Below are 15082 nucleotides of genomic sequence, written 5' to 3' on the forward strand. Positions count from 1 at the left end.
GAGAGGCTATGGGCTTGGATCACCGGATCGCGATCGTCGGCGTCAGCGCGATCATGCCGGGCGCACCCGACGTGGATGCCTTCTGGCGCAATGTCATCGAGGGGCGTGACCTTCTGTCCGACGTGCCAGCCGACCGCTGGCTCGTCGAGGACTTCTATGATCCCGACCCGCATGCGACGGACAAAACCTATGCTCGGCGCGGGGCGTTCCTGCCCGAGGTCGAGTTCGACCCGATGGCGTTCGGGGTGCCGCCGCGAGCTCTGCCCGCGACCGACACCGCTCAGCTGTTGGCTCTCGTCGTCGCGGAGCGCTTGCTCAGCGGCCTCTGTGACGCCGGGCTCGGCCGGGTCGACGGGGAACGGGCGGGCGTGTTCCTCGGCAGCGCTTCGCTGCAGTTGCTGGGTGAGATGGCCATCAGAACCGGGCGTCCGGTACTGCGCAGGGTGTTGACCGACAGCGGACTGTCCGAGGCGGATGCCGACTCGGTCTGCGACCGGTTCGTCGCCTATTTGGTGCCTTGGCAGGAGGCGACGTTTCCCGGGCTGCTGAGCAACGTCGTAGCCGGCCGGGTGGCGAACCGGTTCGACCTGCACGGCGGGAACTTCACCGTGGACGCGGCGTGTGCCAGTTCGCTGGCCGCGTTGTCGGTCGCGGTCGACGACCTCCTGCTTGGCCGCTCGGACCTGGTGATCACCGGCGGGGTTGACGCGCTCAGCGACCCGATGACGTACCTGTGCTTCAGCAAGACCCCGGCCCTGTCACCGACCGGAGACTGCCGTCCGTTTGACGAGCACGCGGACGGCACAATGCTGGGTGAGGGCATCGCGATGTTCGCGCTGAAACGTCTTGCCGACGCCGAGCGCGACGGTGACCGTGTGCACGCCGTGATCCGCGGCATCGGCTCGTCCTCGGACGGCAGTGGTACCTCGGTCTACGCGCCGCTGGACGCCGGGCAGGCGCTGGCCCTGCGCCGTGCCTACGCGACCGCGGGGTACGGGCCGGAGACAGTCGGTCTGGTCGAGGCGCACGGTACCGGTACGGCCGCCGGCGACACCGCCGAGATCGCTGCACTGCGGGCGGTGTTCGACGCGAGCGGCCGTACCGACCGGCAGTGGTGCGCCCTGGGGTCCGTCAAGTCCCAGATCGGGCACACCAAGGCGGCGGCGGGCGCGGCCGGGCTGCTCAAGGCAACGCTGGCACTCCAGCACAAGGTGCTACCGCCGACGATCAAGGTCAGCCGCCCCAACCCCGCGCTGCAACTGGAGGAGAGCCCCTTCTACCTCAACACGGTGACGCGTCCGTGGATCCACGCAGCCGACCATCCGCGGCGGGCCTCGGTGTCGAGCTTCGGCTTCGGCGGCTCGAACTTCCATGTCGCGCTTGAGGAGTACACCGGCCAGGAGCAGGCCGGTCACCGGGCGGTGCGCTGTGAGGCGAGGCCGGCCGAACTTGTGGTGCTGTCCGCCGGAACACCGCAGGATCTCTTCGCCCTGGACCTGTCCGGCAGCCTGACGGCGGTCGCGCGGCGAAGCCAGGACGCCTTCCGCGCCGACGACGAATTCCGGTTGGCGATGGTCACGTCGTCCCCTGAGGACCTCGCGGAGAAGCTGGAGCAGGCCCGCGGCCTCGTCGGTACGCGCCCGTTCTCGACGCCCACCGGTGTGCACTTCGGAGTCGGGCGCACCCAGGGGCGGACGGCCTTCCTCTTCCCTGGCCAAGGCAGTCAGTACGTCGGCATGGGAGCGGACCTGGCGGTGCACTTTCCACAGGCCCACGCCGTGTGGAACCGGCACGAGGCAGCCCATCTCGTCTTCCCCCGACCGGCGTTCACCGACGCCGGCCGAGAGCAGCAATGCCGGGAGCTCACCGACACGAGGTGGGCGCAGCCGGCGATTGCCGCCCACAGTCTCGCGCTGTTGGCCGTACTCGATGCGGTGGGCGTCCGGCCGGACTGCGTGGCCGGGCACAGCTTCGGTGAACTCGTGGCCCTGCATGCGGCACGCGTGCTCGACCAGGACACCCTGCTACGACTGGCCGCGCGGCGCGGTGAGCTGATGCACGGGGCGTCCGGCGTCATGATCGCCGTGGAAGCCGGCTTCGGCGAGGTGACGGAGCTCTTGGCACGGCACGGAATTGGCGGAGCATGGATCGCCAGTCACAACGCACCGCACCAGGTCATCGTGGCCGCAACAGACGAGGCGGGCGCGCTGGTGCGCAAGCATGCCGCTGCGGCAGGAATGGCCGTGCGCGGGCTCGACACTGCGGCGGGGTTCCATAGTCCGCTGGTTGCGTCGGCGTCGGAGCCGCTGCTGGAGTCCCTGTCCGGCATGACGATCCGGGCCCCTCTGCTGGACGTGTACGGGAACGCCTCAGGCAGGGTGTATCCGGTGGAGCCCTCCGCTGTGCGGCAGGCGATCGCCGATCACCTCGCCGCGCCCGTCCGTTTCACCGATATGGTGCGGGCGATGCACGCCGACGGGGTGCGGACCTTCGTGGAGGTGGGACCGGGCGGCGCGTTGACCGGACTGGTCGGGCAGACCCTCGCCGATATCCACCTGGTCACCCTCGACCGGGCGGGCAGGGGAGGCGTGGTCGCTCTGCTCGATGGGCTCGGACGGCTCTGCACGCTCGGTGTGCCCATCGACTTCGCCGCACTGTGGTCCGGCCCCGCCCGGCCCGAGCCCCCGCGGCCGGCGATGCCTGTGCTCATCGGGGGTGGCAACTACGGCAGGCTCTACCCGCCGAACGCGGACTTCGTACCGGCCGCGCCGACGCCCGTGCTGTCCAGCCTCTCCGCCACGGACGGCGAGACGCTGCGCGCGGTTGCGGAAGCCCAGCAGGAAGTGGCCCGGGCGCACGGGGCTTATCTGCGCATGGCCGAGAAGGCGATCGACACGATGAAGTCGTGGTCGGCCTCACCAGCGCCCCCTATGGCCTTCGTGGCCGCGCCGGTTCCCGCACCTGCGCCCCCATACGACCCTGCCACGGCACCGGGCGCTCCCCCGACCGCGCCCCTGCCGAGCAGCCCCGTGCCTGTACCGGCCGAGGCCACTGCCCCCCATCTGACGGGCGACAAGGACGAGTTGGAGAGACTGGTGCTGGCCGTGATGGCCGAGAAGACCGGATATCCGGTGGAGATCCTCGCGCCGCACATGGAGCTGGAGGCCGACCTGGGCCTGGATTCGATCACCCGAACCCAGGTGCTCGCGGCACTGCGCCCGCTGATCCCGCAGCTGGAGACCCTGGACCGGGCGCAGCTCGCTCCGCTGTTGACACTGCGCACGGTCGGCGAGGTCGCAGACCGCCTTCGCACCCTGCTGGACGCGCCAGCCCTGCCCGCGGCCGGCCCTGACCGGACGGTTCTCCGGCACAGGGCGACGCTGACACAGACGCCCGCACCGGGCTCGCCGATGCGCGGCCTTGGAACTCTGCTCGTCACCGCCGACGGCACGGGGGTGGCTCAGCAGGCGGTACGGCTGCTCGTCCAACACGGCGTTCGCGCGGAGATCGGCACCCCGGCAGACATCACCGCAGCGGCCACCACCAGCGTGTTGTTCCTCGGCGGGCTCGCCGACGTCACGTCCGTGGACGACGCTCTCGCCGTCCAGCGGGAAGCCTTTCTCGCAGCGAAGGCCATCGCGCCCCGCCTGCGCGTCGAGGGCGGCGCCTTCGTGACGGTGCAGGACACCGGTGGCGGATTCGGCCACCGGAACCCGCAGCGGCCCTGGCTCGGCGGCCTGGCCGCGCTCGCCCGCACGATCCGCTGGGAGTCGCCGCTGGCCTCGGTCAAGGCCATCGATTGCGGGCGCGGCACCCGCTCGGCACAGGAGGTTGCCGCGGCGATCGTCGACGAACTCCTGGCGGGCGGCACCGACCTGGACGTCGCGCTCGCCGCGGACAGGACACGCTGGACACTGGGCTTCGCCGACGTGCCCGACCTCGCGCCTGACCCCTCAGCCCACGGCGATCTCGATCAGGACCCCGTGATCGTCGTGTCCGGAGGAACCGGCATCGTCACGGCCGCGGCCCTGCGCGCGCTCGGTGCTCGCCACCGCGCGCGCTTCGCCCTGCTCGGGCGCAGCCTCGACGGCAGGACCGACGGGCTGGACCAGGCCCGCTACTTCCGCACCGACGTGCGCGATGAGAGCGCGGTGCGGGCAGCGCTCGCGGACGTCCGGTCGCAGTGGGGGCCGATCACCGGGATCGTGCACGCGGCCGGTGTCCTGGCCGACCGCCAGGTGGAGCACAAGACGAAGGAACAGTTCGACCTTGTCTTCGGAACCAAGGTCGACGGCCTGCGGGCACTGCTGGCCGCCACCCAGGAGGATCCATTGCGGCTGTTGTGCGCGTTCTCGTCGGTGGTGGCTGCGACCGGCAACGCCGGCCAGTGCGACTACGCGATGGCCAACGAGACCCTCAACCACGTGCTTGTCGCAGAACAGCTGGCGCGGCCCGAGGCGGTGGTCCGGTCGGTTCTGTGGGGGCCATGGGAGGGCGGCATGGTCACCCCCGAGCTGGCTGAGGTCTTCCGCCTCGGTGGCATCGACCTGATCCCGGTCCAGGCCGGTGCACACGCCTTTGCCGAGGAAATCCTCACGCCTGCCCATGACCCGCGAGTGTTCATCACCGCCGGCCGTGCGCTCGCGCGGCTGCGGGAGGTGCCCCGTGGATGACGTGGACGGTATCGAGATCATGCCTCGGCCTCCGCAGTCGCACCGGCACTGGACCGGGGCGACCGATGCCCTTGCCGTGGTCTCCGAGCAACTGCGCCTGGCCACCGACCTCCATGAGCGGTTCCTCGCAGCGCAGGCCGATTTCCAGGCACCACGTCCGCCCGCATCCGCCGCCCTGGGGCCAGCGCGCACGGCCCGCACCGACGTCGAGGTCGGCGGTTGGTACATCGACAGGGCCGGCCGGATGATGGCCGGGGCGGTACTGCAGGAGGTCCTGGCGCTGCTGCCACGACAGAACGGCGCGTTCGACTGCGAGCTCACCTTCCACAGCCCGCTTCCCGTCCCAGGCGACCAACTGCAGAACTCGCTGACCGTCACCGAGACGTCCTTCCACGGGGGCACCGTCGGCCGACTGTCGCTGCACGGCACCACGTCCGCCGGCCTGGACCTGGGCAGGGGGCCCGAACACGTAGGTGACGCGTTCGGACCGGCGGCGGTCACAGCGTTCGCCGAGGGACGCCCGGCCGACTGCTTCACTGGCCAGGAATGGGAGCTGACACGCACCCATGTACGCAGCCCCGGCATCGGCACGCACCGGACACTCCTGCTGCACGAGATCACCGCGTTCGACCGGTCACGCGCGCTGTGCGCGGACGGCCGGACACCACCCGATACCTGGCATGTCCCGGCCGCGCTGCTGGAAGGCTGCTTCCAGGCGCTGGCCTTCCACCTGGCCGCGACCGGCTGCACGATCCGCCGCGACGGCTGGCGGTTCGAGCCGCTACCGGACCAGCCCGCCCGGGTCCGCTGGCTCGCCCACACGCCCGGGCACACGCCCCGCTACAGCATCACCGTGCAGTCCTCGACGGACACGACCGTCCACGCGGACGCGGTGTGCACGATCGACGGCCGGGTCGTGCTGCGCGCCGAACGGCTCGCCGTACGACTCGTCCAGGACACCCCCCTGCCGCACTGGCGACTCCTCGGCCCACCCGCCGTCCAGCGCACCGGAGACCCGCTGCCTCCCAGCGCACTCAGCGGCCTGCGAGGCCACCACGATACGGCCGCGGCGACAGTGGGCCAGGTCCGCTACGACCACGCCGCGATGCTCGCCGCCGCGTGGGGCCCGATGAGCGAGGTCTTCCCCGGTGCCGGAGACGACTCCTACCGTCTGCCAGGACCGCCGTACTTGTTCATCACCAGGGTGGCCGAGGTGTCCGGCACACCGGGAAGCCCCCAGGCCGGCAGCCGCTTGGTCGCCGAGTACGACGTGCCCGAGCAGGCATGGTTCCGAGAGCAGAGCGGCACCGTGCCAATTGCCGCCCTGATGGAGGCCGCGCTGCAGCCATGCGGGTTCCTTGCCGCACACTTGGACGGCAGGACCGCCTCCGACGAGCAAATCTGTGTCCGCAACCTCGACGGCGATCTCGCGACGAACCGTGAAGTGCCCTCCGACGTACGGATGTTGCGCACCACAGTGGAACTGCTCGGGCTGGCCCGCTGGGACGGCACCGCACTGGGGACGTTCCGCATCGGTTGCGAGGCCGACGGCGTGCCGGTGCTGGACGGTACAGCGGTCTTCGCCTTCACTCCCGCTGCCCGACTCGCCTCGCCCAGCGAGATGACGGTGACGGACGCCGACCGCGCGCGGCTCGCCCTTCCTTGTGATCGTCCAGTGATCGACCTGAGGTCACGACCCCGGCGCTTCTTCGGTCACTCGGCCCGGCTGCCCGGGCCGATGCTGCTGATGCTCGACCGGATCACCGGGTACTGGCCGGACGGCGGCAGCGCAGGGCTCGGCCGCCTGCGAGCGGAATGCGATGTGCGGGCCGACGCCTGGTACTTCACACCGCATTTCTTCAACGACCCGGTGCAACCCGGTTCGCTCGGCGTGGAGGCGATGTACCAGCTGTTGTGCTGGTTCCTCATCGAACGCGGCGTCGACGACGGGCTGCGGTTCGAGCCGGTCGTGCCGGCGGCGTGGACCTACCGCGGCCAGGTGGTACCGGCGGACTCACTTGTCACGATCGAGCTGGACGTGCTGGCAGTCGTGCTGGGCACCGAGGGCGGGCATGCCGAGGCCGAGGCATGGCTGTGGGTGGACGGCCGCCGCGCTTACCACGTGCCTCGCCTGCGCGTGCGAGTGACGCCGGGGGAGCCGGACTCACCGACGGTCGTCGAGACGGTGCTCGACCCCCGGTCCGACACCTGGCTGGCAGATCACTGCCCCACATGGACAGTTCCCGCCGTACCGCTGATGTCGACGGCCGATCTGCTGGCCCGAGCGGCCGGCGACCGCGCCGGCCGCGAGGTCCGGGTGCTGCGCGACCTTCGGATGCAGCGATGGCTGCCGGTCACGGGCCCGACGCGGCTGCGGCTGACCTGTCTCGGGGATACGGCGCGTCTCGCGGTATGGCATGAGGCCGGTACGCTGTCGCGGTTCGTGCCGGCTGCTGCAGCGACACTCGGCTTCGACGTTCCACCCCGTCCGGAACGCTTCCCAGCCCTGCCGCACTGCGCGGACGCGCCGGACCCATACGAGTCGGCGGACCTGTTCCACGGCCCGAGCTTCCAGTACCTGACGTCGCTGCGGATGGGCAGCGCAGGCTCCAGCGGCGTGCTCGACGCCAGGCGCGGTTCGGTGCCGCGGGGTCTGCTCCACCAAGGGCTGCTGGACGCCGCTCTGCACGTCATTCCGCACAACGCCGTCCGGCGATGGGCCCCGGATACCGGACACGGCATGCTGGCGTTCCCCCACCTGCTCACCGAACTCGTGGTGTTCGACCCCCTGCCGGACGGCGGCGAGATCGAGGTGGAGGCCCGGTTCGGCGGCGTCCTGCCGGAGAACCTCATCGTGGTCAATGTGCAACTGTGCCAGGGCGAGCGCGTCCTGGTCGCGTTCCAGCTCGTCGAGATGCTTGTCCCCGCCGGACCGCTCGCCCAGGTCTCCGGTCCTGAACGCCGCGCCTACTTGCGCGACGGCAAACCCAACCCCGCTCTGCTGCTCTCCACGGCCGATGGCATGCTGCGCAGGCAGGACGTGGAACAAATCGACGCGCTTGCAGGGACCGCCAACGCGATCTACGGCCTTCCCGTCGCCACTCGCGCGACGGACTGGCTACCGCACATCGCACTCAAGGAGCACATCGCCCGACACAGTGGCGTGCATCCGCGCAGCGTCGAAGTCACCAACCTCGACAACGTCAGCTGGGACACCCACTCCGCCACGGTGAGGACCACATGATCCTGCTCACCGGAGCATCCGGCATGGTCGGCTCGGCGCTGCTCAGCGAGCTGGACGACGTCGTCTCGCTCACCCACCACAAGCCGGTCGGCACAGGTGCCATCCGGGGCAACGTGACCCAGTCCTGGCTCGGGCTCCACCCGCGCGACTACCGCGACCTCGCGGCCAAAGTCGATGTCGTCGTACACTGCGCGGCTTCGGTGAACTTCACTGCACCGCCCGAGCAGCTGCACAAGGTCAATGTAGGAGGCGTCGGCCACATCTTGCGGTTCACCGAGGACGCCGGCGCGCGCCTCGTGCACGCCTCCACCGCCTTCGTCGTCCGCGCAGGCGACGGAACCCCCTTCGACGCCTACGCCACCTCCAAGGCCACCGGCGAGATCCTCATCCAGGAATCGGGCCTGCCTGCCTGCATCGCCCGAATCTCCACAGTGATCGGCAACTCCCTGACCGGAGAGGTCCCCCGCCTCCAGGCGTTTCACTACCTGCTCGGCTTCGCACTGTCCGGGCAGCTTCCCTTTCTACCCTGCACCCCAGGCACCCACCTCGACCTCGTCGCCCAGAATCTCGTCGCCGCCGCGCTTGCCGCACTGGCCCGCGACGAAAACGCCCGCGGCCTCCGCTGGATCACAGCCGGACCCGCCGCGCTGCCGATGGAACGCATCATCGACATCGCCTGCGACGCGTTCGCCGCCCGCGCATCGCATGACGAGGAACTCCGTGACCTCGACCAGTCGGTGTTCCGCACCCGGTTGATAGACCCCGCAGTCGCCGACACGGTCATCAACGCCGTGCTCGTCCGCAGTTCATCGTTCGCCGCACCCAGCGTCATCCAGCACGCCGCCAAACTGATGACCGCCTACAACGGCGCGGCCTCCTTCCCCACCTCCCTCGGCAAGATCCCCGGCGGGCCAGCTGCACCGACAGCTCTGTCCTGCGAGACCGCTCTGCACAACTTGATCAACTATCTGGCCGAACTGCCCCGAGCGAGGTGGGAACTCCACTGAAATTGTTCAGGTTGAAGTCGTTGGCCACGTGGCTGGTGTGGGGAGAGCCTGAACCGCCCCGGCCCCGAGGCCACCGCCGACAGGGCACCCCGCCGAGCGGCATCGCATCCAGAGTTCTGGCGGGTGATCGCGCTGCGCTTCGGAAGCATGCAGGCCCGGGCCGACTCTCCTCGATCGCGTCGGCGCTGAGCGGCCCAGATGGCCACCGCCTGGTCTGAACGGGCAGCCAGCTGGGGCCTACGGTGCTGCTGTCGGCATGCCGGTCAGGTTTCCGGCGGGAGGTCGTCGTTGTCGGTGATGCTGCCGGCGGGCCGCCAGGACTCGTGAGAGATCTCCCGGCAGATCAGGCCATCGCGCAGCTGAAAGGCACCGAGCTTGCGCACGGACAGCTTCATGCCGACGGGAAAGTCCAGACCTGGGATCCGGTCTCCGGTGATCGTGACGGACAGGAGCTTGTCGTTGAAAACCCACTCCTCCGTGGCGATCTGCCGCAGGAGGGTGGTGGAGTGGATGTGCAGGCACCCGAACAGGTCACGATAGTTTTCCGCGATCCGTTCCTTTCCGCGCAGGATCACACCGCGGGAGGGGGCCTCCCACACCACGTCGTCGGTGTACAGAGCAAGCGCGGCCTCGATGTCGCGGGCCTCACGGTCAAGGTGGGCGGCTACGACCTCAACGTTCTTTCGAATGACGTCTTCTCGGTTCACAGTCGTGCGAGGAGTCACGCGTGCCTCCAGTTCGCTCGATGCAACAGCAAGGCGGCCACGGCCCCTCGCCGGAAACGGGGACGAGCATCGCTACCACGGTAGGACCACCGTCGCCGCGCTCCCGAGGGCCGAACCGGCCAACGTCGCCTCGCCCGGGGGGAATTGAGGGCAGGCCGAGCAGCATGGCCGACGACACGAGCGCGCTCGACATCGAGGCGGACGAGTCCGACCCGGATCGCAAGCTCACCCCCGAGGAGCAACTGCTGCCCGCGTGCCTGGTGGAGCGCATCTGTCAGGCGCTGCGGCTGGCCGGGCTGCCGCTCGCGGTGGAGACCGTCGACGGCGGCGTGTACCTGGAACGGGAGGGTCCGATCTCGGGCCCAGTCGATCACTTCGTGATCAGCTGGCACACCACCAGCGAGCTGTTCGACGTGGCCGAGGCCACGGGCAGGTGGGTCCACCAGCAGCGGCGCACCTACCGTGCGGGCGAACTCGACGACCACCGCAAGGAGCTGCTCGACGAAGCCGGGATGGTGTGGGAGCCCGGCGAGGAAGCCTGGGAGACGAAACTCGCCGTACTGCGCTCTTATCACCGCGCCCACGGCCACCTCGCCCCCAGGCGCGACACCGTATGAGGCAACACCGACAGCGAACTGGCCCCGGTCGGGGAACACATGGCCAACCTCCGCCGGAAAGGACAGAGAAACGGCCTGGGCAAAGACCCGGAACGGGCGGCGGAACGCGCGAAGCAGCTGACTGCGATCGACCCCGACTGGAACTGCCCCTGGCCCCTGGACTGGCAACGCCACCACCGCATCCTCACCGACCTCGCCGCCGACGAACCCGACAGCATCCTCCCGGCCATCGAACCCGGCGTCCTCTTCGAGGGCGACGACCTGGGCAAGTGGCTCGAGCGGCAGAAGCAGCCGAGCACCTGGGCGCAGCTCCTGCCCGAACAGCAGGAACGGCTGACCAAGCTGGGGGTGCAGCCGCTTGAGGCGCCGTCTCCCGCCCCGGCCGCCGAGCATGCGGCCAAGCGGCTGACCAAGGCACAGCAGGCATTCCAACGCGGCCTGACCGCCCTCACGCAATGGGTGGAACGGGAGGGTGCGGACCGGCCGGTGCCGCGTGACCACAGCGAGCCGATCGCGGTCGACGGCGAGGCAGAGCCGGTGACCGTGAAGCTGGGCGTGTGGGTCTCCAACACCAAAAGCCGCCGCCACAAACTCACCCCCGAACAACGGGACGCACTCACACAGTTGGGGATGGACTGGGCGTGACACGGCACCAGCAGTCGGACTCCTTACCCGGAACTCACCGGCCCCGCACCCGTTGAACCGGTCGCCTCAACCCCAGCAGGCGCACCGGCTCAGGGACCTCGCCATAGCGGAGCCCCTGAGTCGCGCGGCTCGGGGTCAGGGATGGGGGCGGGTCAGGGCAGGACGAGGAACTGGGTCGCCAGGTTCCGGTCGTCGATGAAGTGCAGGGCCAGTTGCGGCGGGAGGGCGGTGGCGTGGCGATCGTGGTCGGCGACCGGGCCGGTCCAGGTCATCGGCGGCGCCACCAGCAGCGGGCGCCCGGCGAACACCGCAGCCATCGGAACGTACTTGTGGCCGGTGAGTACCGCAAGGACGCGGCGGTCGCCGGTCAGGAGAGCGGCGAGTTCCTCGGGATGCCGCAGGCCGTCGTGCTCCTTGCCGGGCTCGTGGATGACGGCGGGCGAATGGTGCAAGGCCACGACCGCCCGGGCGTCGGGCGCCAGCCCGCTGAGGGTTTCGGTGATCCAGTCGAGGGTGGCGGGAGCGAGGCGTCCTTCGTCGTGTCCGGGGATCGTCGAGTCGGCCATCAGCACGGTGACCCCGCCGATGATGTGCACCGCGTTGACCGGACCGGTCACATCGGGCAAGCCGAGGAACGCCTTGCCTTAGGCGTCACGGACATCGTGGTTGCCCGGGCACGACAGCACCGGGAACGGTACGTCGAGAACGGCGGCCGCCTCCTCGTACGCGGCCGGATCCCCGTGAGCGGTGATATCACCGCTCACCAGCAGGGCATTTGGCCGGCGGGGCAGCAACCGCAGGTAGTCCACGACCCGCCCCACCCGCCCCGCCGGGCCGGGCGTGCCATCGAGGCCGAGATTCCCGATGTGCGCGAGAACGGGCATGATCCATCCTCAATCCGAAGGAAGTCCGCTGTCCGCCCGTCATCGTAGGGACGGCACACAGGGCGCGGCAGCGGCGAAACCGGCCACAACCGACCTCCGACACGCGGCCCCCGAGACCCTGTGATGGTCGCCAAGTTCATCAAGTTCCGTGTGGTCGAGCCGGAGAAACAGGACTGGCTGCGTGGCTACGACGCCGCCGCCCGCTACCAGGAGCGCGAAGGGGACTTGGAGGTGCCCTACGAGCACCTGGAAGGCGCCTGCCCGCTCGGCCGTTGGCTGTCCGACCAGCGACGCGCCTTGCGGGCCGGGCAGATGAGCGGGGAGCGGGCCAAGGACCTGGAAGCGCTGGGGATCGTGTGGGACACCGCCGATGCGGTGTTCGCGGAGAACCTCGCGGCTGCGCGTGCCTACTTCGCGGAGGCCGGCACTCTGGCCGCGCCCCGGCACGCCACCGCGCTCGACAAGCCGGTCGGGCAGTGGCTGACCAACATCCGCAAACCCGGCGGACTCGGCAAGGACCCAAAACGAGCCGAGCGGCGTGCCGAGCAGCTCGCGGCAGTCGACAAGGAATGGAACCCCGCCCAGCTCGGGTGGACAGTGGACTGGCAGCGCCACCACGTCGGCCTGAAGGCCCTGTTGAAGGACGGGGCTCTGTTGAAGGGCATCGTGCCCGGGGTGACGTACCGCGGTGACGACATCGGACGCTGGCTCACCCGCCAACGGCGCGACTTCGCCCGGCTCAATCCCGAACAGCAGCAGCGGCTCGCCAAGCTGGGCGTGCAACCGGCCGTACGGGCCCCTCCCGGCGCGGGGCTGGGCAACGCGGCGTTCCAACGGGGCCTGACGGCGCTTGCCCAGTACGCCGAGCGTGAGCAGCGGGCCGTGGTGCCGCGTCAGCACACCGAACAGATCACCGTCGACGGCCAGGACCACGAGGTGCGGCTGGGGGTGTGGATCTCGAACCAGAAGAGCCGCCGGGACAAGCTGAGCGGTGCCCAGCTCGCACGGCTCGCCGAGCTCGGACTCGACTGGGCGTAAGGCACGGTGACCCGGGCGCATTGGCCCCCTAAAGGGGCTCCCCCAGCCTGCCTCCGTGCGCCCACGGACAGCGGCGTGATTCTCAGCAAGTGGGGCAGCCTCCCCCACGATCCAGCCCGGCCACCAGCCCTGTCGAGGAGTCCCCCTGTGAAAACCCTCCGCCGCGCCGCCACCACCGCAGCCCTCACCCTGGGCGTCATCGCCCTGGCCGTTCCCGCCCCCGCTCTGGCCGCCGACCACACGGCCAGCAGCGGCGAGGGCGTTACCGACGTCCTCTTCGAGCTCCTCGGCTCCCTCGTCCCCGTCCTGGCAGGGGTGGTGTAGTTCTGGGCCGTAGCCTTCCGGCGGGCGCTGCGAACAGCGACCCGCCGGACGCGCAGCTCGCCGAGCTCAGTATCGACTGGGCGTAGGGCGCGGTGACCCGGGACAGGTCGTGGTGGGGCGGCTCCGCCTGCGTACGGAGCGGAGCCGCCACTACGACCGTATCGGCCACCACTTGCACCCGCTCCCGCACCGGCGCGGATGGTTCCCAGGCGCCTGCCACCACCGGTCCGACATCTACACGAAGGCCGGGACGGCACGGTGCAGCCCGCCGAGCCCGCACCGGACTGGACTGGACTTGGACTGGACGGGGGAAGCCGGGTGACCTGGCCCGCAGGCCGTCGTTGAACGGGCCGGATAGCACACAAGGGGTCCTCGGTTGTCACGTGGCCGGGGACCCCTTGTGTGCTATCCGGCAGGCCAGCCCGGTCGGCGGCCTCCTGCACACCACGGTCGCTTGCGTCGCTGTCCCGCGCTCCCCCTCGCCCCGGACACTCAGCCGGGCCAGCACCCGACGACGCCCGGCCTCCCCACAAACCAGTGCTGGCCCGAATGAGCGCAATGTGTGACCTGTTGTGCACGGTTCTCGTTCCAGGGGGTGTCCGGTGGATCAGGGTCGGGATAACAGAGGGTGTGGCGGCTGGTGTGTTGCCGTGCCAGACGCCGTGACCCCGGCCGTGACCCACCGGACGCGTTCCCCAGGCCCGGTATCGACTGGGTGCAGGGAGCGGTGACCCGGGCTGCGGACGGTCGTTGAACCGGGGCCAGGGTTGAAGTGCCCGCAGGGTCCCGGGGTCCAACGACCCAGCCCCGGGACCCTGCACACTCAAGGCCCCGCCAGGCCGGGCCGACTGCCGGGACCTCGGGCACTCAGGCGCGTTGGACCATCGCCTCACGGCCCTTCCGGCCCGAAAGGGCCGAGGACCATATCGTTGCCGGGCACGCAGTACTCGTGCACGTCGGTCCACTCCCCCCGCCAGCCCGGCCGTCCCAGATCGCGCTCGGCGTCGGCTAGGACGAGTACCGCCCGGTTCCACTGCACCGCCGCCACACTTACGGCCGGCGTCGCATCCTACTCAGCGAGCCGGGCGAACTGGTCGCGGTGGATCAGGACCACTTCCTTCGCGTCCCGGTCGGGACCATCGGGGTAGAGACCGGTGAGGATCGCCCGGTACCAAGCAGCGATCTCTTCCATGTGCCGCGCAAAGTCAAAGGTCATGGGAGACATCCTGGGCCGCCGGGGACAGGGCGGTCCGCTCCCCGGAACACACCACAAGTGACCTGGCTCACATACGAGTTGGGGACAACAAACGGCGGTTTCCGCGCTCACCACGATGAAACCGGGCGAGCGCGAAGCAGTCCTCAACGACGCGATGGCCCCCGATGGCTACAGAACGGTCCCGTAGCGGTCACCGGACAGAACGTAGCGGCGGGACACGAGACCGCGTTCGAGGGGTTCGCCGATCTGCTCGCAGAGCAACGCGAGACGGTCGGCGGCCTCATCATCGCCAAGGTAGGCCGGCGACTTCGAGCATCAGCTCACCCATGGCGTGCGCCATCGCCGTGAGCTCCTCGGCCACCCGCCGGCCCTCGGCAACAAACGGATCGACCACCAGATCGGCGTCCGGCGCGGCTGGCTCCGCGGCCAGCTCCCCGGCCGGTACGGCGGGCGGGGGGCGATACGGACGTCGTGCACGGCCTGGCAGACGACGGCGCGCACCGCGTCCACGTCCAGGCCCGCGCCGCCGCCGCTCTGGGCAAGGACGACCAGACGCCGGGTGATCAGGTCCGCAACCTGATCGACACGGCCCGCAACGGCCAGAAGTCAGCGACTCAGTACGGCCGGGCGGCCTGCCGGTGGGCCGGGGCGAGGCGGGCCGCCTCGGACTTGGGGAAGCTGATCGTCTTCGGGTCTCCGTCCGAGGTGT

The 15082-nt window shown here is 70.1% G+C and carries 10 protein-coding genes and 1 pseudogene; 7 read left to right on the forward strand and 4 right to left on the reverse strand.

The features are described from left to right. Positions 1-8 precede the first annotated feature (8 nt). The 3 genes from ACIBK6_RS40265 to ACIBK6_RS40275 are packed head-to-tail and all read left to right on the forward strand — an operon-like array spanning position 9 to position 8924. Positions 9-4673 (forward strand): SDR family oxidoreductase, encoded by a 4665-nt coding sequence (locus ACIBK6_RS40265; protein WP_399058102.1) that lies wholly within the window; start codon positions 9-11, stop codon positions 4671-4673. Then, positions 4666-7917 carry a hypothetical protein gene (locus ACIBK6_RS40270; RefSeq protein WP_399058104.1) on the forward strand — a complete coding sequence of 1084 codons (3252 nt, stop codon included), beginning with the start codon at positions 4666-4668 and terminating at the stop codon, positions 7915-7917. The genes ACIBK6_RS40265 and ACIBK6_RS40270 overlap by 8 nt, the downstream gene beginning before the upstream one ends. Beyond that, complete coding sequence (locus ACIBK6_RS40275) at positions 7914-8924, forward strand: SDR family oxidoreductase (protein WP_399058106.1); 1011 nt, start codon at positions 7914-7916, stop codon at positions 8922-8924. The genes ACIBK6_RS40270 and ACIBK6_RS40275 overlap by 4 nt, the downstream gene beginning before the upstream one ends. Before the next feature lie 263 nt (positions 8925-9187). On the opposite strand, the gene ACIBK6_RS40280 is transcribed toward ACIBK6_RS40275, so the two are convergent. Then, complete coding sequence (locus ACIBK6_RS40280; protein ID WP_399058108.1) at positions 9188-9649, reverse strand: nuclear transport factor 2 family protein; 462 nt, start codon at positions 9647-9649, stop codon at positions 9188-9190. Positions 9650-10077: 428 nt separating this feature from the next. Between ACIBK6_RS40280 and ACIBK6_RS40285 the strand changes: the two are divergent. After that, positions 10078-10911 (forward strand): annotated as a pseudogene (locus ACIBK6_RS40285) (helicase associated domain-containing protein); the annotation flags it as partial. Between the two features lie 152 nt (positions 10912-11063). Here ACIBK6_RS40285 and ACIBK6_RS40290 read toward each other — a convergent pair. Then, entirely contained in the window at positions 11064-11537 is a 474-nt protein-coding gene (locus ACIBK6_RS40290) for a phosphodiesterase (protein WP_399058110.1), read from the reverse strand. Positions 11538-11555: 18 nt separating this feature from the next. Further along, positions 11556-11795 (reverse strand): metallophosphoesterase, encoded by a 240-nt coding sequence (locus ACIBK6_RS40295; protein ID WP_399058112.1) that lies wholly within the window; start codon positions 11793-11795, stop codon positions 11556-11558. Between the two features lie 123 nt (positions 11796-11918). Here ACIBK6_RS40295 and ACIBK6_RS40300 point away from each other — a divergent pair, with 123 nt between their 5' ends. After that, complete coding sequence (locus ACIBK6_RS40300) at positions 11919-12833, forward strand: helicase associated domain-containing protein (protein WP_399058114.1); 915 nt, start codon at positions 11919-11921, stop codon at positions 12831-12833. A gap of 147 nt (positions 12834-12980) precedes the next feature. After that, entirely contained in the window at positions 12981-13157 is a 177-nt protein-coding gene (locus ACIBK6_RS40305; protein ID WP_399058116.1) for a hypothetical protein, read from the forward strand. Between the two features lie 1069 nt (positions 13158-14226). On the opposite strand, the gene ACIBK6_RS40310 is transcribed toward ACIBK6_RS40305, so the two are convergent. Further along, the gene (locus tag ACIBK6_RS40310; protein ID WP_399058118.1) at positions 14227-14373 is read right to left on the reverse strand and encodes a hypothetical protein; all 147 of its coding nucleotides are present in this window, start codon (positions 14371-14373) and stop codon (positions 14227-14229) included. 471 nt (positions 14374-14844) lie between these two features. Between ACIBK6_RS40310 and ACIBK6_RS40315 the strand changes: the two genes are divergently transcribed. Further along, the coding region (locus tag ACIBK6_RS40315) for a hypothetical protein (protein WP_399058120.1) at positions 14845-15082 on the forward strand (238 nt) is incomplete at its 3' end.

This window comes from Streptomyces sp. NPDC050485 (assembly GCF_044458185.1).
GTDB lineage: Bacteria > Actinomycetota > Actinomycetes > Streptomycetales > Streptomycetaceae > Streptomyces.

Coding starts and splice junctions, on each gene's coding strand:
- ACIBK6_RS40310 (WP_399058118.1), bottom strand. CDS start 14,373: ATGACCTTTGACTTTGCGCGGCACATGGAAGAGATCGCTGCTTGGTAC.
- ACIBK6_RS40300 (WP_399058114.1), top strand. CDS start 11,919: ATGGTCGCCAAGTTCATCAAGTTCCGTGTGGTCGAGCCGGAGAAACAG.
- ACIBK6_RS40265 (WP_399058102.1), top strand. CDS start 9: ATGGGCTTGGATCACCGGATCGCGATCGTCGGCGTCAGCGCGATCATG.
- ACIBK6_RS40275 (WP_399058106.1), top strand. CDS start 7,914: ATGATCCTGCTCACCGGAGCATCCGGCATGGTCGGCTCGGCGCTGCTC.
- ACIBK6_RS40295 (WP_399058112.1), bottom strand. CDS start 11,795: ATGCCCGTTCTCGCGCACATCGGGAATCTCGGCCTCGATGGCACGCCC.